Origin of the sequence: Paenibacillus sp. FSL R5-0914, assembly GCF_038004525.1 — a bacterium.
Taxonomy (GTDB): Bacteria; Bacillota; Bacilli; order Paenibacillales; family Paenibacillaceae; genus Paenibacillus_AQ.
In genome coordinates this window covers 392,241-411,865 of the sequence record NZ_JBBORH010000001.1, presented here as the reverse complement: position 1 = coordinate 411,865, position 19,625 = coordinate 392,241, and the positions used below count along the sequence as shown (strand labels likewise).

Here is a 19,625-nt window from a genome sequence, read left to right as displayed (position 1 = left end):
GGAGGCTAGAGAATGGCTAAACCGCTGAAAGTGGATGATTTATGGCTTACGCGGATTGCAGGGCTTCTGGATGATATGGAATTTGGCTCCTTGCACATCGTAGTGCATGAAGGTCAGATTGTTCAGATGGAGCGTACGGAACGCAAACGTTTTGAGAATGGCAATGGCAACGCAAACGGGCGTTACATTAATGAGAGTGGAACCCGGCGGGCCGATTCCCAATCGGCAGGACGTTGATACAATCTCGGGCAATCATAAAGGTATATATCATATTTAAGAATAAACGCTAATAACCCACTCCTGAATAGGGGCGGGTTATTTTTCTGACGATTTAGGTGCTCTTATTAATAACGATTTGCCTGACGTGAAGAGGAAATCCCTTCAACCAACAGTACGAGCGCAGTGATGCCATGCATAATCCAACCTAAGAGTGGGATAAACGCTAAAATCGAGGTGATAGTGCCTAGAACATTCCCTACGATGGGTTTCCGCTCTCTTTGCAGGATTACAATGGCTACAGCGTGGAGCAAAAAGGCAACGGCAAGAGGGACCCAACCATTCGCTATAATAAAGAGACCGCCGAGGACAGGCAGAGCCAGAAAAGCCTCATACACACACGTTCCCCATTTAAACAGCTTTGCTACAGGAGACATTATGCCACCAACCTTTTTAGAATATTGTTATAAATACTATTCCACACAGTGAGTAATAGGATTCAAGAATATAATACTTACCACTTTGGTGGATGTGTATGAATTTTGGGAATGGACGGCATTTTCATATTCATATATAGTGTGAGTTAGATATTTCCAAAAGAGTGTAAAGATATACGCTCACCCAATAAGGATACAAATTTTACTATTGGGTGAATTTCAATTTATAAAGGAATCATCAAGGGGAGATCACAGTGCTTAGAAAGTCCTTTTTCACAAAACTACTTATAGCTTATCTTATTATTGTATTCGCTTACACGATGATTGCGGTCTGCCTTTCTTTTTTTAAAGACGGTCAAAGAGTGCGATCGGAATTGAGTCAAAACCAGCAGAATTTTCTCATGCAATCGCGCGACAAAATTGACACGAAACTCGGCGTTTCTTTCAATTTAATTGCGCAATTGAGACGTAATGATCATGTTGTTAAATTCGCTGAAAAAGAACGCAATTACTATGAGATTACACAAACCTCTTATGCACTGCAAAATCATATAGACGCATTCTCTGAATTCGGATATAGCATTGATTTAATGAAGACTAACGACGATCTGGTCATAACGCCGCAAATTTCGTCGGATAGAAGACGCTATATGGAAGATATGGGAATGACGAATGAGGATTTGGCACAATTAGGCACAGACAGCACGAGTCCAACCATAACGCTATCGAGCCGCCAAAAGACAACTTCGACAGATAATGAAAGCGCATCCATAATTATCGTTAATCCGGAACGGGTAGGAATAGGGAATTCATTATTTTTTGTGGTCTCCTTCTTTGAACAATTGCTGCTACCGCCCCTATCCCCTGATACGCAAGAAGCTTTTGCCATTATCGAGAATGGTAGATACGTGACGCTTAAATCAAGCTTTGACGATAAACGGGAAAAGCAATTGCTTGCCTATCCACTGGCACAACTGGATGAACAGGCAACCGTGGATTATAAGAAGCTATCCAATGATGAATTCGATTTCCATTTAATCCGCTCGAATACAATGCCGCAATGGTCGTATATGTATGTTACACAGAACTACTCTTTGGTGGACTCCTTTTCCCCCAATTTAAAAGGGACTGTACTTTTATTAGCCATTCTTATCTTTGTGGGACTTGCGTTCGCCTATACAGTTTCCAGGCGCATGTACCGGCCTGTGGGTCATCTCGTTGGATTGTTCAAGAGCTACGGTGAGCCTGCGGGAGCAGACGAATTCGCTTTCTTGAACGAGACAGCGACGAGTATAAGTAAAGCCAATGAACAGATGAAATCCGCGCTACATGAGCACAAGCTTTCGATGAGAGACAAGTTCCTGCGGGATTTGCTCCATGGACTCGTTCCACCTGAGAAGGTGGATGACCTGCTAAATGCACATCAACTGCAAAGCCTTTCTAGCAACTTGAGCGTTTGTGTGATTTCATTCTCGAACGCTAAGGAATTGGAGGAGCAATATTCGAAAGATGCGATTCTTACGATAAAATTAAAGACTTCCTTGATTATTCATGAGCAGTTGAAAGTTCATTTTCCTTGTGAGTTGCTTGATCACGATTTCACCAAATTTGTCTTCATAATCAGTGAATCCGATACGGAATCCATTCAGAAGAAGCTCATGAAAGCGATGGCTCAAATCGAGGACGCACATGCATACGGATTGACTGCAGCAGTAGGCCAGCCCGTAGCCTCTGCTGGCGAAATTGACCGCTCCTTTATCCAGGCCCTTGATATTCTGAAGAGGAGATCGGCAGTGGATAAGACTTCCGTCATTACGTATAAACAACTCAGTCAAGTTCAGATGGTGAGCTATTATTATCCTATCGATACGGAACGAGAGCTGATCAGCTATGTGATTCGCGGCAAGCGGGAGAATGCTTTAAATACGCTAAATCGCCTGCTATCGGAAAATCTGGAGCAAAGGCAGTTAACCAGGCAGCAGCTCGACCAGTTCAGCCTGCTTGTGTTGGCTACGCTGAGTCGAATTATCCAGCAGTTGAATATGCCTTTCGAAGAGTTCGTTCAAGCTCATAAGGAATCTCTGGACATCGTACAGCACGGCGAATCAAAGGAGCTAATGGTTTCCGCCATTACTTCCTTGTTTGGCGCCATGATGGATACGATTGATCAGCAGAATGAAATGATGGATAACAGTACGGTAAAGCGGATGATTGAATATATTCATGACAACTACAATAGGGATTTATCGCTTAGCATGATAGCGGAGGAGTTTAACTTCTCTCCCGGTTATGTCAGCATCGCGTTCAAAAATCATTCCGGAGAAAACTTTAAAGATTACTTGAATTTTTATCGTGTGCAGCAAGCTAAAGAAATTATGCGCCAGCAGAAAGATATCAAAATTGGAGATTTAGCACTAATGGTTGGGTGCAACAATGCGAATACGTTTATTCGCATGTTCCGCAAGTATGAAGGATTAGCTCCTGGCCAATACGCAAAGAAGCTTAACGAGAAGGAATGAGGCTTCAAGTAATGAGAACCGTTGATTCAAAAACAAAGCCGCCTAGCTTAATTGCCAGGCGGCTATTGTATGTTCGACGGGCGTTTCTCTATATACGAGAAATTGTTGATACATAAAATAATGCACATTATGAACCCAGACATAAAGAGTTGCTGCTAGATGAAATAATGGCGATAGACAGCGCTTACATTCATTCCTATAGTTTAAATTGCAACGCTGACCTTTCAAATAGGAGCGCTCCTGAAGGGATCAGCTAAACATCGTTGCGAGAGGAGAAGAGGGTGCTGCTTAACTTTAAAGAAATAAAAACCAACCTGATCAGGGACCGTTATCTTTACCTGCTCCTGATACCGTTTCTGGCTTGGTATATCATCTTTGCGTATAAGCCGATGTACGGCCTGCAGATCGCCTTTAAGGATTTCAGTGTATATAAAGGAATTGAAGCGAGTCCCTGGGTGGGGTTTGAACACTTCGAGAGCTTTTTTAAAAGTCCATATTTCTGGCGGCTATTAAAAAACACAGTATTGCTCAGTTTGTATCAATTGCTGTTCGCGTTTCCTGTGCCGATTATCCTCGCTTTGTTATTTAACGAATTGAAGAATGGAATTTTCAAGACAACGGTGCAGACCTTTACGTATTTGCCCCATTTTATTTCGGTCGTTGTCGTAGCTGGGATTGTTACCAACTTCTTGGCTCCTAGTAACGGTATTATCAATATCCTGATTGAGATGATGGGTGGCGAGAAGCAATACTTTCTGACCAATCCCGATTATTTCCGAACTATTTTTATCGGGTCCATGGATATTTGGAAGGAAGCGGGATTTGGTACCATCATCTATATAGCCGCTTTGTCCGGCGTCAATCCGGCCTTGTACGAAGCGGCGGTTATCGATGGAGCTAACAAATGGAAGCAAATGTGGCATATCACACTTCCCGCCATCATTCCAACGATCGCAATCATGCTTGTCATGAAGGTGGGTTCCATGCTGGAAGTTGGCTATGAGGCGATCATTCTTCTGTATCAACCAGCCACCTATGAGGCGGCCGACGTTATTAACACCTACGTATATCGGGCTGGTCTGCAGGATGCACGTTACGATCTGGCTACAGCGGTGGGACTGTTTAATGCCGTCGTTGGATTTATTCTCGTCGTATTTGCCAATAAGATGAGCAAGAAGTTAACGGATACTGGATTATGGTAGGTGATGGAAGATGAAAAAAACCAGAGGCGAAAAGCTGTTTTATATCTTTAACTGCGTATTTCTTGGGATTATTGCTTTGCTTGCGTTGTACCCTTTTGTGTATGTCTTATCCGCATCCATCAGCTCCTCCGACGCGGTCGTTACCGGCAAAGTGATCTTGTTGCCGAAAGATATTAACTTTGACTCCTATGCAAAGGTATTATCGGAAAAGGGAATTTGGATTGCCTACTTAAACACGTTCTATTACACCATATTCGGCGTAATGGCCAACTTGATTCTCACCATTTGCGGTGCGTATGCCTTGTCTAAGAAACGGATTATGGGGCGCACGGCCATCAGCTTCTTTATCGCGCTGACGATGTGGTTCCAACCGGGCATGATTCCGATGTATCTTAATTTCCGAGATTTGAACATGCTCGATAGCAGGTTCACAATTGTTATCGGATTCGCGATTACGACCTTCTATGTGTTCCTCATGAGAACGTTCTTCCAGGGCATTCCGGAGGAACTCGAGGAAGCGGCGAAGGTTGACGGAGCAAATGATCTGACGATCTTATGGAAGGTGTATCTGCCGCTGTCCAAAGCCGCTCTTGTGACGATCGGATTGTTCTATGCGGTGCACCGCTGGAATGGATATTTCTGGACGATGATCCTACTGAGCGACGAGAGCAAGGTGCCGCTACAAGTCCTGCTAAAGAAGCTGATTGTTGAGATGAACGTGAATGACGAGATGGGCAATATGGCGGTATATTCAAAGGAAACGATCATCTATGCGACTATCATCATTTCCATTATTCCGATTGTTGCAGCTTATCCCTTCATTCAGAAATATTTCGTCAAAGGGACCATGATCGGCTCCGTCAAAGGCTAGTGGCTGTTTCCAACTTTTTATTATGAAAGCAAGAAACCAATATTGGGAGGTCATGAATGTGGGTAACAAAAAATGGATGAAATCATCTGCAATAATCATGATGACAGTCGGTATGCTGCTGGCAGGCTGTAGTAATAATAACGCTCCGCAAAATAGCGGAAGTGCGGCGAATGATTCAAAAGAGTCAGACACAACCCAGTTGTCTGGGCACCTGATCGTCAAAGACCCGCTTGAACTGACGATCCACATGCACTACACAGATACGTTTATATACGATGATAACTGGCCTATCTTTAAAGAAGCGGAAGCTATGACCAATATTAAGCTGAAGGGAACCGCATCTAAGGCCTCAACGAATAGTAAAGAACTGTTCAATACAATGATGGCTTCAGGGAAAATTCCGGATCTGGTTCATCATCAAATTAAAGAGCAGTACGACAGCCTTGGGATTGAAGGAGCCTTTCTCGAGCTAGATGGATTGATCGAAGAACATGCACCGAACATTAAAAAGTTCTTGTCCGAACATCCAGATGCAGCCAAATTTATGAAGGCTTATAACGGCAAGACGTATTTTCTAAACTTTACTCCAGATGGACCGGCTGCCAAGGGCTGGTTTGTACGCCAGGATTGGCTGGATAAGTTGGGACTTGAGCAGCCGAAAACGGTAGATGAGCTGCATGCACTATTAAAAGCATTCAAAGAAAAAGATCCGAACGGTAACGGAGTAAACGATGAAATTCCATACTTTAGCCGAACCAAGCTGGATGGGATTTACGATTTGTTGATCCAGTGGGGCGTGCGGGGCGGGGCCGATGCGGCAAAACGCGGATTTTACGCGGACAACGGTGTCGTCAAGTACGGCATGTATGAGCCGGGCTATAAGACAGCAATCGAGAATATTGCGAAGTGGTACAAGGAAGGCCTAATCGATAAAGAAATCTTCACCCGCGGAGCGAAAGCGCGTGACATTTTGCTCGGAGACAATATAGGTGGCATAACGCACGACTGGTTCGCCAGCACGGCTAACTTCAATGACATTCTTGCGACTAAGATTCCTGGCTTCTCCTTTGGTCCGATGACGCCTCCAGCGAATACCGAGGGCAAAGTCGTCGAAGAGAGCTCCCGTAAGCAGACGCATGCGAGCGGGTGGGGAATCTCGGCGGCAACTAAGCATCCCGTCGAAGCGATCAAATATATGGATTTCTGGTTCTCAGAGGAGGGCCGGAGATTGATGAACTTTGGTATCGAAGGAAAACACTACGATCTCGTGGACGGCAAGCCGAAGTTTAAAGAATCCATATTGGAAAATAAAGAAAAGACAGTGATTCAACAGCTTCAGGAAGAGGGAGGACAAATTGAGCTCGCCTTCCATCAAGACTATGCTTACGAAGAACAATGGACAAACGCGACTGCATTGAAAGGCATCAAGGAATACATTGATAATGGCTATATTATGGAGGCTTATCCGCCGATTTCGTATACGGATGAGGAACGGAGCGAATTTGAAGAGTTAAATGCTGGCGTACTGACTTATGTTGAGGAAAAGCTGCAGAGATGGGTGCTAGGTGTGGAACCGGTCAACGATGAGACATTCAGTAAGTATATCAAGGAATTGGAAGACTTAGGCATCAAGGATTTGCTTGCGTTAGAGCAAGTTGCATACGACCGTTACATGAAATAGTTGGCATCGCTCCTTCCGGAGTCTAGATGATTTCGGAGGGAGCATTCATAATCGAAAATAACATAACGGAGATGGATAAATGAATCTGCAATCATTGCTGAAAGAGCAGATGACTACGACGGAGCTATTAGCTAACTTGCGTTCGCGGCTGGAGCCGATGGATGAGAAGGCCGCCTATATCGCAGCACATATGCCTGATCACGTGCGTGAGACGATCGCGAATGCTGAATTCGCCTATCAAGGAATGATCATGCTTCCTGGCACAGGGGGAGTCAGGGAGTTTGTCGGGAATCCGCCTAGCTGGCTAGAGCGCAGACATAATGACAATGAATATTTATGGCAGCTGAACCGCATGACTCATTGGCAGGATTTACTGGAAGCCTACTCGCTCACCAAGGACGCGAAATACGGACTAAAGGTCATCGACGAAATGCTGGACTGGATCGAAACGGTCACTATTCCTGAGGACTTACTGGATAAGCCGATTGGCTATTTTACGGAATGCCATCCGCTGAGGGTTTTGGAGATTGGTATCCGGGGCTACAAAATTTGGCCGCTTGTCTTGGAGCATCTAGGCCGCTCGGAGCTGTTTACGGAGGTAGTATTAGAGCAGTATTTAACGGTCATTTACAAGCAAGTAAAAGCTTTGCGTAACGTGTCGCCTCAGCTGTGGCCTAAAGCAGATCATAACCATTATTTAATGGAATGTTTGGGCCTTCTGACGACTGCCCTTTACTTTCCCGAGCTGAAAGAAGCTGAGGAATGGAAGGCTTTTGCGATCGAGGGCATCGAAAAGTGCAGCATGGCGCAACTGACAGAGGACGGCGGTCAAATCGAGGGCTGCCCATCGTATCATAATGGCTGTATGTTCTGGTTTGGGCTGGCTGTGGTTCTGGCTAAGCGTTTCCAGTTTCAGTTCTCCCCAGCGTACATGGAACGGTTTAGAAAAAATCTGGATTACTCCATTTACTCGTTAAGACCAACCGGGAAATGTGTACCTGTAGGTGATTCCTATGCGAACCCGCTTGCTGTAATGTCCGGTGTTTATGGGTATTTTGCGTTGGATGATGTTTCCTGGCTGGGGCTAGCAACGAACTTGATCGATGTGACTGAGGTGGTACGGGAAGCAAGCAAGCATGTATGGAGAGCACTCGATGTTCGCCAATTCGTGGAAGAGCTGCATTCTCTGCAGGGCAGACAATTTGTATTAGATAAGCAGACGACATTCTGGAATCGTACGCTAGATCAAGCGATTATCCGCAGCGGCTGGGATTCGAAGGCTCTTAGCTTTTTATTTACATGTAAAAGCCCAATACAGAATGCCCATGCCCATATCGATTTGATGAGCTTTGATTTTACGGCGCTTGGAAAAGACATGATTTGCGATCCCGGATTTTTTTGTTATCGGGATGATGAAGACCGCAAACAGTTTAAGAGCTCAAATTATCACTCCACACTGCTGATCGATGAGCGAGATCATTTCGAGTATATTTCTCCGTTTAAATTCGGGCCGCAAAAGCCCGGTGGAATCTACAATGTAGAAGATAGAGGCTTCTACCGGCTCGCCAGTGCTTGTCATACCAACTACGATCCGGTTGTTCATTACCGGCATATTTCGCTAGTGGATAATCGATTCGTGCTTATTGCCGATCGGGTAGAAGGGCTGAATGACCATAGCGTTCAGCGCTATTTCCATCTAGATTTTGTCGAGGTGGAGGAGAACAAGAACGGTGTGGTCGCGACAAGTGATATTGCGAATCTGGCGATAGCGACAAGCCATACGGGAGAATTGAATCTCTTGGAGGGAAGATTATCCGATGAGACCGATCTCTCAAGGCCTTCGACAAGGGTCCGCTTTCAGGATAGATACAGCGGTACTATGACTTTCTTGACCGTGCTTATTCCTTTTCAAGGGGGGCAACAGCCTGCCGTTCAGATTATTGAAGAAGAGGAAGGTGTATTTAGCTTCGAGCTTGGAGATCAGTACTTGGTTTCGATAAACGAAAGAGATATGCACATAAGCAAACGGGCTTGAAAAGGGGGGACCCTTAGAAAGTTAAAAATAGGAGTGAGCAGATTGTTGAACCTTCAGGCTGATGATCAAATTTGGGTAGATAATGTCATTTCTAAACTAACGGACAAAATGGACGCCGTATGTGAACGATCAAGAAACAAAATTCCATACACGACAAGAAATGGCACGCACGACAATCAGATCGAAAAAGATATCAACTGGTGGACGAATGGATTTTGGGGCGGTATGATGTGGCTCATGCACCATGAAACCGGTGCTCAGAAGTACAAGGAAATCGCCAATTTCACGGAGGATGCATTGGATGCCTGCTTCCATCAATTCTACGGTCTGCATCATGATGTCGGATTTATGTGGTTGCCTACGAGCTTGGCCAATTATAAAGTTACCGGAAATCCGGAATCTCGTAAGAGGGCAATGCATGCCGCCAACTTACTTGCTGGACGATTTAATCTGGCAGGCGGATTTATCCGCGCTTGGAACGATGATACGGCCAGCGAAGATACAAGAGGGTGGGCGATTGTGGACTGCATGATGAATCTCCCGCTTCTCTATTGGGCGAGCGAAGAGACTAAAGATCCGCGATATGCGCAAATCGCAATGAGGCATGCGGACACTGCTCTAGAAGCTTTTATCAGGCCGGACGGTTCCGTGAATCATATCGTGGAGTTCGATCCGTTCCATGGAGGCGTGGTCCGAACTTACGGCGGCCAAGGCTACGAGGATGGCTCGTCCTGGACACGTGGGCAGACCTGGGCTTTATACGGCTTTATGATCAGTTATACGCATACGGGAAAGCCGGAGTATTTGCAGGCGGCCAAACGGGTGGCGCATTATTTTATGGCTAATATTCCGGATAACGGGGTTATTCCAATCGATTTCCGGCAACCGAAGGAGCCCGCTTACGAAGACTCCACGGCAGCGGTGATCGCAGCTTGCGGACTGATCGAGATCGCCCAAGTTGTTGGCGAGCTCGAAAAGGAGGTCTATCTGAACGCTGCGCTGAAGCTCCTGAAAACAGTGGACGCTACTCGCTGCGACTGGACGAAAGATTTTGATCATCTTTTAATGGGCGGTTCTGCAGCGTATCATCATAAAGACATTCATGTTTCAATCATTTATGGCGATTATTACTTTATGGAAGCTATTTTTAAGTTAAAGGGGAACGACTTGTTCTTGTGGTAGTAAACGATATACCAGATCAGTTAACCAGATTATTGGGAGTAATCGCCTATTTAATAAGAAGATAATACTTCATAATAATGAAAATCGTTGATAAAAAAAGCCGCCTAGCCTATGTGCCAGGCGGCTTTTGTATATTCGACGGAGGCGAGTCTTGCCTGTGCACCATTGAGTCGTATATAGTTGGAACAGCAATGCTGAACGGCGCTAATTCTATTTTATTGTAAGATGCTAGGAGGGGAACGGTATGGGGACAACAGGAAAGCTGGATATACGTCATGAATGTCCTTCAGTGGAACAGTATTTAGCGCTGAGAAAAGAGGCTGGATTGAGTGCAATGAGCGCGGAAGGTGCTGCAATAGGGCTACCTCGTTCTATTTTTGCGGTAACTTTGTATGAGGAGGATTCCTTGGTCGGGATGGGCAGGGTGATTGGCGATGGGGGATGCTTTTTTCAGGTTACGGATATCGCGGTTAAGCCTTCACATCAAGGACGGGGTTTAGGGAAATTGATTATGCGAGAAATCAGAGAGTTCCTTCATACTGTACCGGAGAAGGCTTATGTAAGTTTGATTGCAGATGGGGAAGCCTCTAAATTATATGCACAATATGGCTTTGAATCGGTCATGCCACGTTCTCAGGGAATGTTTTTGCGCCCTTAATGTGAGGACATGCTACTTAGTAGAGAGTGCCCCTTGTATTGGTGAAGGGGTTTTTCGTTTGGAAGTTAACGGATGCGTTTTGATTTCAAATGGACCTCAGGGGATAAATAATGATTAAAGGTTGTAAGGGAAAGGCTATTGAGACCAGTATTGAAAAATATAAATAAAGCAGGAAGGCCGCACGCTGGCCTTACCCGGAAAAAGTGAGGAAAAAACAGATGGATGTTGTAGTATTGGGTGCATCAGGAACGATTGGAAAGGCGATTGTACAGGAGGCTTTAAAAAGAAAACATGAGGTAACAGCTGCGGTACGGAATCCAGAATCAGCAACTCTTGAACATGAACGTCTGCACATCACGACTGTAGATGTTCTAGATCCTGCTTCAGTCGCAGCTGCAGTCCGTGGACATGAAGAGGTAATCAGTGCATACGGTCCAGCACTCGGCCAAGAGAAGGATTTGATAACAGCAGCTAAGGCAATTGTAGAGGGAATGCAAGAAGCTGGGCTAAATCGACTGTTAGTTGTGGGTGGTGCAGGGAGTTTGAAGACTGAATCAGGAGAGCTGTTGATGGATACGGCAGATTTCCCTGCTCAGATTAGACCACTGGCAGAGGCACATGCGGAAGCTTATGAAATTTACAAAAACACAGAACTGGATTATACGTATGCCAGTCCTGCTGCGGTAGTTCATTCCGGTCGACGTACAGGTCAATTTCGCATTGGACTCGACCGTCTCGTTTTTGATGAAAATGGCGAAAGTATAATCAGTGTAGAGGATTTTGCTGTAGCTATGGTGGACGAGCTGGAGGAAGGGAATTTTAGCCGGACGAGATTTACTGTAGCTTATTGATATCAAGCTAGTTGTGGATTGAAGTGTAGCGGAAAGGGGCCGAACCATGTATCTGGTAACTGCTGAGCAAATGCGGCGGCTGGACGGAGAAACAATCCAGCGGCTGGGGATTCCAGCTATTGCGCTGATGGAGAATGCGGGAAGAGTGATCGCAGAGGAGATCATTGCGCTGTGCCGGCGGAGAGGTGGAGAGGGCTGCAGAAATGCAGCCGGATGGGAAGACGCAGGAAAGGATGCCGCGCCAGCCAGCGCGGCATTTCAGGTCAGCGCAGATCATGCGCTGACCTTGGACAATGCCGCCACCGAGCGATGGTTCATCCTCGTCGGCAAAGGCAACAACGGCGGCGATGGCCTCGCCGCCGCACGGTATCTTCGCGAGACCGGCATCGCCGTCACGCTCGTTTATGCGGTGCCGCCGGAATCGCTCTCCGGCGAGGCCGCCCTGCAGCGCGATGCGGCTGCAGCCATGGGCCTTCCTGCCGTGGTATACGGCAGGGATCGGCTGGACCTTGCCGAGTGCAGCGGCATCTTGGATGCGCTGCTCGGCACCGGCGCCGCGGGAGCCCCTCGCGGTGCCTATGCGGAGCTGATTGCCGCAGCGAATAGCAGCGGCAAAGTGATCGTGTCCGCGGACATCCCGAGTGGTCTGAACGCGGACACCGGTGAGACGCATGAGCCTTGCATTCATGCGTCGGTGACGGTTTGCCTCGCGTTTCTCAAGCGAGGTCTCCTGCAATACCCCGGTGCAGGCGCAGCGGGGCATGTGAAGGTCCGGGCCATCGGCATTCCGTCTTCTTTGGCCCCTGAAAGCGGTGTGCAGGTTCACCTGCTGACACCGGAAGTGCTGCATGCCCATCTGGGCGTAGATCTGGCCCGCCGGCGTTCGCCTGAAGGCCATAAGGGTACTTATGGGCATGTCCTTCTTGCTGCCGGCACCTTAAGAATGAGCGGCGCCGGACTGCTCTCTGCCCGTGCTGCGCTCCGGGCAGGCTGCGGATTAGTGACATGGGCGCTTCCTCAGAAGCTGCTGCCCTGTATCATCGGTTCTGCCCCTGAACTCATGTTAGCCGATGTTGGGGGCAATGAAGATGGAACCTGGCAAGCAGGGAGCGTTTCAGAGCTACTGAAGCTAAGTAAAGAACGAGATGTTCTTGCCATTGGTCCCGGTCTTGGTCGGTTCGAGGCTGATACAGAATGGCTTCGCAATCTCTGGGAAGGGACGGATTGTCCTCTGGTGATCGATGCGGATGCTTTAAATATATTAGCTGACGCTGATTACAAGAGCTGGGCAAGTAGACGCCATCCGGTGATTCTGACGCCTCATCCAGGTGAGATGGCCCGTCTTGCTAGTATAACAACAGCTGAGGTACAACGGGACCGCATCAGTCTGGCTATGGGATATGCGAAAGAGCATAAGGTTACGCTTGTATTAAAAGGAGCACATACGGTTATAGCAACGCCTGAAGGGCAAGCTTATGTAAACACCACAGGCCATCCCGGCATGGGTACTGGTGGAGCCGGTGATGTGCTAACGGGCATCATTTCCAGCCTGCTGGCTCAGGGACTGAATGAGGCGCAGTCAGCAGCTTTTGGTGTATATCTACACGGATTAGCAGGGGAGAGAGCCGCCCGTCAGCGGAATAATCCAGCGGCTATCATTGCCGGTGATATCATAGAAGCACTCTGAGTGCAGCTTATAGCAGCAGCAAGCAGAGCAGCGGAAGAAATAGTGCAAACACAGGCAGTAACAGAGGGGAACGCTCTACACCCAGTTGCGTCACTCGTAGCAGCAACAGTCCCAAAATTCCAGCCAAGCCCCACAGCAGTAGCTCTGCACCTTGTTCTGCTGCCAGCCATAGACCTGCACCGAAACCTGCGGCTACGTATACAACAAGGGAAACGATGTGGGAAGTGGAACGCAGGAGGCGCAGCAGAACATCGGCTACTAGTGCGGCTGGTAGTCCATAAGCGTAAATCGCATAGGGGATCGAAAGTGGCCAACCCTCTGGTATGCCGTTATGTTGTGGAAACCCAAGCATAAGTAAAGAGATAAGGACGTACGTTAGCCCTGCGCAGGCTAATTTTGTTAAGGCATACATGCCGCTTGTTAAACGGACTGAAGGAATATCATAATCGGGCATCTTATTCATAGGTATACATTCCTCTCGTGGTGTGTTGTGTATCAGCTGGTGACCATATCTCCACCGTTGACATGCATACATGTCCCGGTAACATATGAAGAATCAGGGCCCGCTAAAAATAGATATGCTCCTGCTAGCTCATAAGGCTGTGCAGCACGTTTAAAGGGTGTATCTGTACCAAAGATACTAACTTCCTCTGCAGAGTAGCTTGAGGGAATCAGTGGGGTCCATACCGGACCGGGAGCTACACTGTTGACTCGGACGCCAGCGTCTACGAGAGATAAGGCTAAAGAGCGGGTAAAAGAGACCACCGCCCCTTTGGTGGAGGAATAATCTATGAGCTCTTTATTTCCTTGATAGGCAGTAATGGAAGCGGTATTAATGATGGATGCACCTTTTTTAAGATGTGGAAGTGCGGCCTGAGTGAGGTAAAAGAATGAAAAGATATTCGTCTGGAACGTCTGGTACAATTGCTCTTCTGTTATATCCAAAATACTTTTTTGTGGATATTGGACCCCGTGATTATTGACCAGAATGTCCAGCTTGCCGAAGGTGCGAATCGTATGCTCCACAGCCCTGAAGCAATTCTCCTTATGGCGTAAATCAACTTCAATCCTTAGACAGCGTTGCCCTAATTCTTCGATCCGCTTTTGAGTGACTTCCGCATCTGAGGCTTCGTATAAATAAGCTATAGCAATGTCTGCACCTTCTTTTGCAAAAGCAATGGCTGTGGCTTTACCAATCCCGCTGTCGCCTCCGGTGATGAGTGCAACCTTTCCCTTCAGTTTTCCACTGCCGATAATTTCCGGGTTTTCACTGATGGGACGAGGATTCATCAGACTCTCCAGGCCCGGCTGACGATCTTGATGCTGTGGAGGAAAAGCAATAGGCTGCTCTTTACATACTGTCCGCTCCCCATAATAGGGGTAGATGGGATTCATTTTTTTTAAATAACCTCCTTGCGTTCTTCCTTCCGTATATTTCTATGCATGCGCCCAGAAAAGCGTGCGCTGTCATCAATACATACATATGCGTTTATAAACCCGAGTCGGAGGAGGCGCTTGTTCAAAATGAATGATTGGCGAAATATCGATGATTTGATTCATGGAACCGCGGTTCAGAAAGAGGTCTATAACCTTCTTTTAGAGCTCGATATTATGAATTTGCTAAAGGACTATAACCCTTTGTTGGTTGGGACAATACCGCTTGGAATTCAAGTGGAGGGCAGCGATTTGGATATCATATGTGAGGTTCATGATCCTGCGGATTTTAAGGCGCTAGTTGTTCGGTATTTTGGAGCCATGGAGGGGTTTGTTAGCGAATCACGAGTGGTTCAAGGGATTCCTCGAACGAAAATTAACTTTATGGTAAAGGGCTGGCCTATCGAACTGTTTGGACAGCCGAGGCGAACGGAGCTCCAGAATGGTTATTTGCATATGATCGTTGAAGCTGAAATTTTAGCTCAGATGGATGATGATTTTCGCGAACGGATCATTCTTTTAAAATCAAGCGGATGGAAGACAGAGCCTGCCTTTGCGAAAGCTATGGGATTAGAGGGCGATCCTTACGAAGCGCTGCTGGAGCTGGAAAAGCTTCCTCGGAGCGCTCTTCATGCTTTATGCCATTCTGTTCAAGCGAGGGAACAAGTATGATCTTGTCTTGAGAATCTCCGCGCAGCCGGTATTACCAAGTGCCACCTGATAGTTATTGAAACCAATGAACATGGAAGAGGGTTCTGGGAAGGGATGGGCTGGCAGTATAGAGGTGGAATTATGCTGTGCTCCCAGGATATCTTGTGATACTCAGGACATGAAATAGAAATACTAGCCTTTGAATACGCAAAGTCAGGCATTTGGATATCACAGCAAATGTCACGGTGAACTCCGACTGCTAGTGCAGTATACTATATAGGAGTACGATAATTGCCTATTCTTGCAGGCAGGAGGTCTTTTATGCGTTTTAAGGATGTATTTTCAATTATTGGTCCGGCGATGGTCGGTCCTTCAAGCTCACATACCGCTGGGGCGGCACGGATCGGGAGGGCTGCAAGGCAGGTGTTGGGTGAAGTACCGCGTGTGGCTGAAGTAACGTTTTTTGGTTCTTTTGCAGCAACTTATCAGGGACATGGCACAGATCGAGCGATTGTTGGAGGGTTACTTGATTTCACTACCGACGATCATCGGCTTCCAGATTCCCTAGAACTGGCGGTCGAATCCGGGATGGAAGTTTCTTTTAAGCAAGGAACAGGTCTGTTCCCACATCCAAACACCGTTAAGCTGCATCTCATCGGACAAGAAACAGGAAGCGAACTGACGCTAACAGGGACATCTATTGGTGGCGGAAACATCGAGATTGTTGATATCGACGGTTTTGGAGTGAAGCTTACGGGGATCTATCCGACGGTTCTGATTAATCATATGGATTATTTAGGTGTTCTGGCAAGTGTTACGGAAGTGATGCGTAACGGACAGTTTAATATAGGGCATATGTCTCTCGATCGTAAGAATCGTAGTGGTGCAGCCTTAACGGTGCTGGAGCTGGATGAAGCGGCTACACCGGAGCTTCTTGAAGCGCTTAAAGCGCTCACTGCTGTGAAATCCGTGAAGCTGGTTAATTTAAACGAAGGTAAGCAAGATGAGAAGGGGAAGGAAAGTTTAACATGAATTTTCAAACACTTAGCGAGCTGGCTGTATTGTGTGAGGAACGTGGTCTCACGATTGGAGCACTTATGCTCGAAGAGCAAAGTGCGGAATCTGGACGTTCCAGTGATCATGAATTTTCCACGATGCGTGAATATTATGGCGTGATGAAAGAGGCTGTTCATCGCGGGATGCATGAAGATACAACTTCGCGCAGCGGCCTTACAGGCATGGATGCCCAGCGTGTAGGAGCATACAACGCGGCTGATGAGCCATGCCTAGGTGGACCTGCAGGTCAAGCTATGGCTTACGCGCTGGCTGTATCCGAAGTGAATGCTTCTATGGGCCGGATCATTGCGACGCCTACTGCTGGTTCATGCGGGATTATTCCGGGTGTATTTCTCAGCTGTCAGGAACGGTTTGGCTGGGATGATGACTACATGGTATCCGGATTGTTCGCAGCCGGGGCCATCGGTTATGTCATCGCCAATAACTCCTTTGTATCGGGTGCGGAAGGCGGCTGTCAAGCTGAGGTAGGTTCTGCCATTGGGATGGCAGCAGGCGCGTTAACCGAGCTACGCGGCGGAACGCCTGCACAAGCAGTGCATGCTGTCGGGTTAGCACTTAAGAACACTTTAGGCCTGATTTGTGATCCGGTTGGCGGACTTGTTGAGATTCCTTGTATTGTTAGAAACGGATTCGGTGCAGTTACTGCACTTGCCGCCGCAGATATGGCACTGGCTGGTGTTCGTAGTGTGATTCCTTCAGATGAAGTTATCAAGGTCATGCTCGAGGTAGGCTCAGCTATGCCAGAGAAACACCGCGAGACTGCAGGGGGCGGTTTAGCACAGACACCTACCGGCCGTAAAATCATGCAGGATTTACGCAAAAAGAAGTAATTAATACGTCTCAAATCACAATTTGTATTTAGAGCAGTTTGAAACGTTCCAGCTGATCCCATTGACCTTCTTGTCGAAGGATTTCTGCCTGCCTAGGTCCAATGAGGTCAAAGTGGGGAAACGATGAACGATTATGAATATATTGGGCAGGCAATCCATTCTCCTCGCACCAGTGTTTCAGTGTGGTAAGATCACTACAGCCCACCTTGGTGACGGTAGTGATGCCGGGAAAGCGTGGATCCAGCCAATAATGAGTCAAGAAGGCGATCTCTCCTGCGGAGACCGCTTTTTTCCACCGGGTTAATTCTTCTCTATTGATGCCGAAGGCCATAACGTCTCATCCTTATCTATTGTAGTTGACAACATTATAACCCATGAAAGGGGATTACATTATGAACGGACAAGTAAGAGCGGATATTCGTCCTGGGCTTGAAGTGGATATTGTACTTAAACAGGATCAGCCTACAGGCAAGCTAACACACGGTACGGTGAAAGATATTCTCACGAACTCGCCTCGGCATCCGCATGGCATTAAGGTCAGATTGACTAGCGGACAGGTAGGACGAGTTAAGAATATTACAGGCAACTAAATAAACTACACTTCTCCACATTAAAAAGCGACCCTAATCTCGTAGGTTATTCTGTTCACGGAAACAGAACAACCTACGAGATTAGGGCTTTTTGATTTAAGTTGTTATATTCGGCCCATAAAATCCTCAACAGATTTATCAGCTTTAGTCTGATTACATAACGTGCAAGCGCAGACGCAATTATCTGGGGTTGTATGACCACCTTTAGCACGAGGTAGTAAATGATCAATGGTGTCCCCATAAGCGCCGCAGAAGTAGCAGGTGTAATTGTCTCTGGCTAGTATATAAGCGCGAAAATCCTTATTACTATACAATCGTCGAATCGTTCGACGGTTTACAACGATAGCGGCATGTTCCCTGACCAGGATAATTGCAAGCGCTAGATCAATCTCCTGATGCCAGCGCCGTCCCTTGTCGCTATGACCGCGCATTAGAATCATCCCTTTGGTAGAAGGAATCAATTGGGTTGGATCTTCGGGATTTAGCTTTGTGCCTTGCGAATGCGGCCGTTTTCTTCGCTGTTCCAAACCTCGTACGCGTCGGTTCGGATTAGATTGTCCTGAAGAAGCAGCAGCGGAAGACGGCTTTCCCTCTTTGGGACGCTCCAATAGAGTAATCTGATGGGTTTGGATCGTATCAAGCTTCACCAGTAAGGGGTTTGCTGTGAGTTTTATATTTAGTGTTTCCCGTTGTTTGCGACATTCACGGCAGGCACCACGGCGTGACTGCCCCTTGGAACGTTTGCCTGTACGTCTGCGAAATTCTGTGAGCGGCTTTAGCTTATGGCAATAAGCACACTGCTTGGTAGATAGAAGGTCGGTATCGTTCATAGGTATGTTAGGTGCAGCGCATGTGTACGCATGTCCTGTCTCCTTGTTTTTGTAATATAAACTATAAGTTCCACACCATACTTTATGTCTTGGGATTCTCGCTTATAAGGACGTAGAAATTGTTTATGCTTTGGATTCAATGATGTTCATTTATGAGTTCCGTTAATTGAAATGTTAGCTTCTAAACTTAGTATAACGTAAAGCGCTGCTGTTCACATCGTACGTAAAAAAACCGTAAACACAGCCAAATTTGTGATATGCATCTCGGTGATAAACAGGGAAAACTTGTAAAATAGAAAAAAGGGCAGATTCGTTATCTAGATAGGGTTGCTCTAATTCTTATTTGGAAATGGGGAAGTGAAATGGAATTAACGAAGGGAAGGCCGGGTACAGTAACATGGCTTTATATTCTTCTTATTTTTTTAGGGGTTGGAGCGTTAGGAGGGGGCGGTGCTCTTGTAATAGATCCAAGCGGGAATCTAATGAAAATGCCGACTTCTATGCTGGAAAGATCGCCATTCTCTGATTTTTTATTCCCGGGTATTCTGCTATTTATCGTATTTGGATTACTGCCCCTCCTCGTTGTTTATGGTCTGGTCAAGAGACCTCAGTGGCACTTGGTGGAACGATTAAATCCGTTCAAGCAATTATATAGCTTCTGGGCTTTGTCTCTGTATATCGGGTTTGGGCAAATCATTTGGATAACGGTGCAGACGTACATGCTGAATAGTGTTGCAATGATACATCTGATCTATATGAGTCTAGGGCTGTTGATTCAGACCGTTACACTACTCCCCTCTGTACAAAGTTACTTTTCGCTGGACGGCGGTACGGAAAGACGTTAAAATTGCAGTGAACAAAAGGCATTTCATTT

At 46.8% G+C, this 19,625-nt stretch carries 20 protein-coding genes; 15 read left to right on the top strand and 5 right to left on the bottom strand.

The genetic code is table 11. The features are described from left to right. The first annotated feature begins 12 nt into the window (after nucleotides 1-12). The gene (locus MKX60_RS01710; protein ID WP_042184406.1) at nucleotides 13-237 is read left to right on the top strand and encodes a YezD family protein; all 225 of its coding nucleotides are present in this window, start codon (nucleotides 13-15) and stop codon (nucleotides 235-237) included. 107 nt (nucleotides 238-344) lie between these two features. Here the strand turns inward: MKX60_RS01710 and MKX60_RS01705 are convergent, their stop codons facing one another. Further along, on the bottom strand, nucleotides 345-653 hold the full coding sequence (locus tag MKX60_RS01705) for a hypothetical protein (protein WP_341058955.1): 309 nt from the start codon (nucleotides 651-653) through the stop codon (nucleotides 345-347). Between the two features lie 254 nt (nucleotides 654-907). On the opposite strand from MKX60_RS01705, the gene MKX60_RS01700 reads away from it, so the two are divergent. The 9 genes from MKX60_RS01700 to MKX60_RS01660 all read left to right on the top strand — a co-directional run bounded on the left by MKX60_RS01700 (nucleotide 908) and on the right by MKX60_RS01660 (nucleotide 13,339). Continuing rightward, the gene (locus MKX60_RS01700) at nucleotides 908-3,172 is read left to right on the top strand and encodes a helix-turn-helix domain-containing protein (protein WP_076285186.1); all 2,265 of its coding nucleotides are present in this window, start codon (nucleotides 908-910) and stop codon (nucleotides 3,170-3,172) included. A gap of 281 nt (nucleotides 3,173-3,453) precedes the next feature. Continuing rightward, complete coding sequence (locus MKX60_RS01695) at nucleotides 3,454-4,374, top strand: ABC transporter permease (protein WP_256716358.1); 921 nt, start codon at nucleotides 3,454-3,456, stop codon at nucleotides 4,372-4,374. Nucleotides 4,375-4,384: 10 nt separating this feature from the next. Next, complete coding sequence (locus MKX60_RS01690) at nucleotides 4,385-5,245, top strand: carbohydrate ABC transporter permease (protein WP_076285188.1); 861 nt, start codon at nucleotides 4,385-4,387, stop codon at nucleotides 5,243-5,245. A 58-nt stretch (nucleotides 5,246-5,303) separates the two neighbouring features. Further along, nucleotides 5,304-6,926 (top strand): extracellular solute-binding protein, encoded by a 1,623-nt coding sequence (locus MKX60_RS01685; protein WP_179085801.1) that lies wholly within the window; start codon nucleotides 5,304-5,306, stop codon nucleotides 6,924-6,926. A gap of 79 nt (nucleotides 6,927-7,005) precedes the next feature. Continuing rightward, the gene (locus tag MKX60_RS01680) at nucleotides 7,006-8,961 is read left to right on the top strand and encodes an alginate lyase family protein (protein WP_076285189.1); all 1,956 of its coding nucleotides are present in this window, start codon (nucleotides 7,006-7,008) and stop codon (nucleotides 8,959-8,961) included. 42 nt (nucleotides 8,962-9,003) lie between these two features. Then, nucleotides 9,004-10,143 carry a glycoside hydrolase family 88 protein gene (locus MKX60_RS01675; RefSeq protein WP_405175483.1) on the top strand — a complete coding sequence of 380 codons (1,140 nt, stop codon included), beginning with the start codon at nucleotides 9,004-9,006 and terminating at the stop codon, nucleotides 10,141-10,143. Between the two features lie 244 nt (nucleotides 10,144-10,387). After that, on the top strand, nucleotides 10,388-10,801 hold the full coding sequence (locus tag MKX60_RS01670) for a GNAT family N-acetyltransferase (protein WP_341058954.1): 414 nt from the start codon (nucleotides 10,388-10,390) through the stop codon (nucleotides 10,799-10,801). A gap of 218 nt (nucleotides 10,802-11,019) precedes the next feature. Further along, nucleotides 11,020-11,652, top strand: a complete 633-nt coding sequence (locus tag MKX60_RS01665; RefSeq protein WP_341058953.1) for an NAD(P)-dependent oxidoreductase — start codon at nucleotides 11,020-11,022, stop codon at nucleotides 11,650-11,652. Nucleotides 11,653-11,698: 46 nt separating this feature from the next. After that, a complete protein-coding gene (locus MKX60_RS01660; RefSeq protein WP_341058952.1) occupies nucleotides 11,699-13,339 on the top strand; it encodes an NAD(P)H-hydrate dehydratase in 1,641 nt (546 codons plus the stop codon). Nucleotides 13,340-13,346: 7 nt separating this feature from the next. Here MKX60_RS01660 and MKX60_RS01655 read toward each other — a convergent pair whose 3' ends face one another. Both MKX60_RS01655 and MKX60_RS01650 read right to left on the bottom strand, forming a co-directional pair. Continuing rightward, on the bottom strand, nucleotides 13,347-13,802 hold the full coding sequence (locus tag MKX60_RS01655; protein ID WP_094874201.1) for a hypothetical protein: 456 nt from the start codon (nucleotides 13,800-13,802) through the stop codon (nucleotides 13,347-13,349). 32 nt (nucleotides 13,803-13,834) lie between these two features. Next, entirely contained in the window at nucleotides 13,835-14,734 is a 900-nt protein-coding gene (locus tag MKX60_RS01650) for an SDR family oxidoreductase (RefSeq protein WP_341058950.1), read from the bottom strand. A 129-nt stretch (nucleotides 14,735-14,863) separates the two neighbouring features. Here MKX60_RS01650 and MKX60_RS01645 point away from each other — a divergent pair, with 129 nt between their 5' ends. From MKX60_RS01645 to sdaAA, 3 genes are all read left to right on the top strand, one after another. Beyond that, a complete protein-coding gene (locus MKX60_RS01645) occupies nucleotides 14,864-15,445 on the top strand; it encodes a DUF4269 domain-containing protein (protein WP_340973896.1) in 582 nt (193 codons plus the stop codon). A 300-nt stretch (nucleotides 15,446-15,745) separates the two neighbouring features. Further along, nucleotides 15,746-16,456 (top strand): L-serine ammonia-lyase, iron-sulfur-dependent subunit beta, encoded by a 711-nt coding sequence (gene sdaAB, locus MKX60_RS01640; protein ID WP_339244491.1) that lies wholly within the window; start codon nucleotides 15,746-15,748, stop codon nucleotides 16,454-16,456. Further along, nucleotides 16,453-17,331: an L-serine ammonia-lyase, iron-sulfur-dependent, subunit alpha gene (sdaAA, locus tag MKX60_RS01635; protein WP_042184434.1), complete on the top strand. Its 879-nt coding sequence runs from the start codon at nucleotides 16,453-16,455 to the stop codon at nucleotides 17,329-17,331. The genes sdaAB and sdaAA overlap by 4 nt, the downstream gene beginning before the upstream one ends. Before the next feature lie 28 nt (nucleotides 17,332-17,359). Here the strand turns inward: sdaAA and MKX60_RS01630 are convergent, their stop codons facing one another. After that, complete coding sequence (locus tag MKX60_RS01630) at nucleotides 17,360-17,662, bottom strand: hypothetical protein (RefSeq protein WP_339244493.1); 303 nt, start codon at nucleotides 17,660-17,662, stop codon at nucleotides 17,360-17,362. Nucleotides 17,663-17,723: 61 nt separating this feature from the next. Here MKX60_RS01630 and MKX60_RS01625 point away from each other — a divergent pair, with 61 nt between their 5' ends. After that, nucleotides 17,724-17,921, top strand: a complete 198-nt coding sequence (locus MKX60_RS01625; protein ID WP_042184438.1) for a YwbE family protein — start codon at nucleotides 17,724-17,726, stop codon at nucleotides 17,919-17,921. Between the two features lie 104 nt (nucleotides 17,922-18,025). Here the strand turns inward: MKX60_RS01625 and MKX60_RS01620 are convergent, their stop codons facing one another. After that, the gene (locus tag MKX60_RS01620; RefSeq protein ID WP_341058949.1) at nucleotides 18,026-18,751 is read right to left on the bottom strand and encodes an HNH endonuclease; all 726 of its coding nucleotides are present in this window, start codon (nucleotides 18,749-18,751) and stop codon (nucleotides 18,026-18,028) included. Between the two features lie 362 nt (nucleotides 18,752-19,113). Here MKX60_RS01620 and MKX60_RS01615 point away from each other — a divergent pair, with 362 nt between their 5' ends. Continuing rightward, nucleotides 19,114-19,596: a hypothetical protein gene (locus MKX60_RS01615; RefSeq protein ID WP_341058948.1), complete on the top strand. Its 483-nt coding sequence runs from the start codon at nucleotides 19,114-19,116 to the stop codon at nucleotides 19,594-19,596. Nucleotides 19,597-19,625 lie beyond the last annotated feature (29 nt).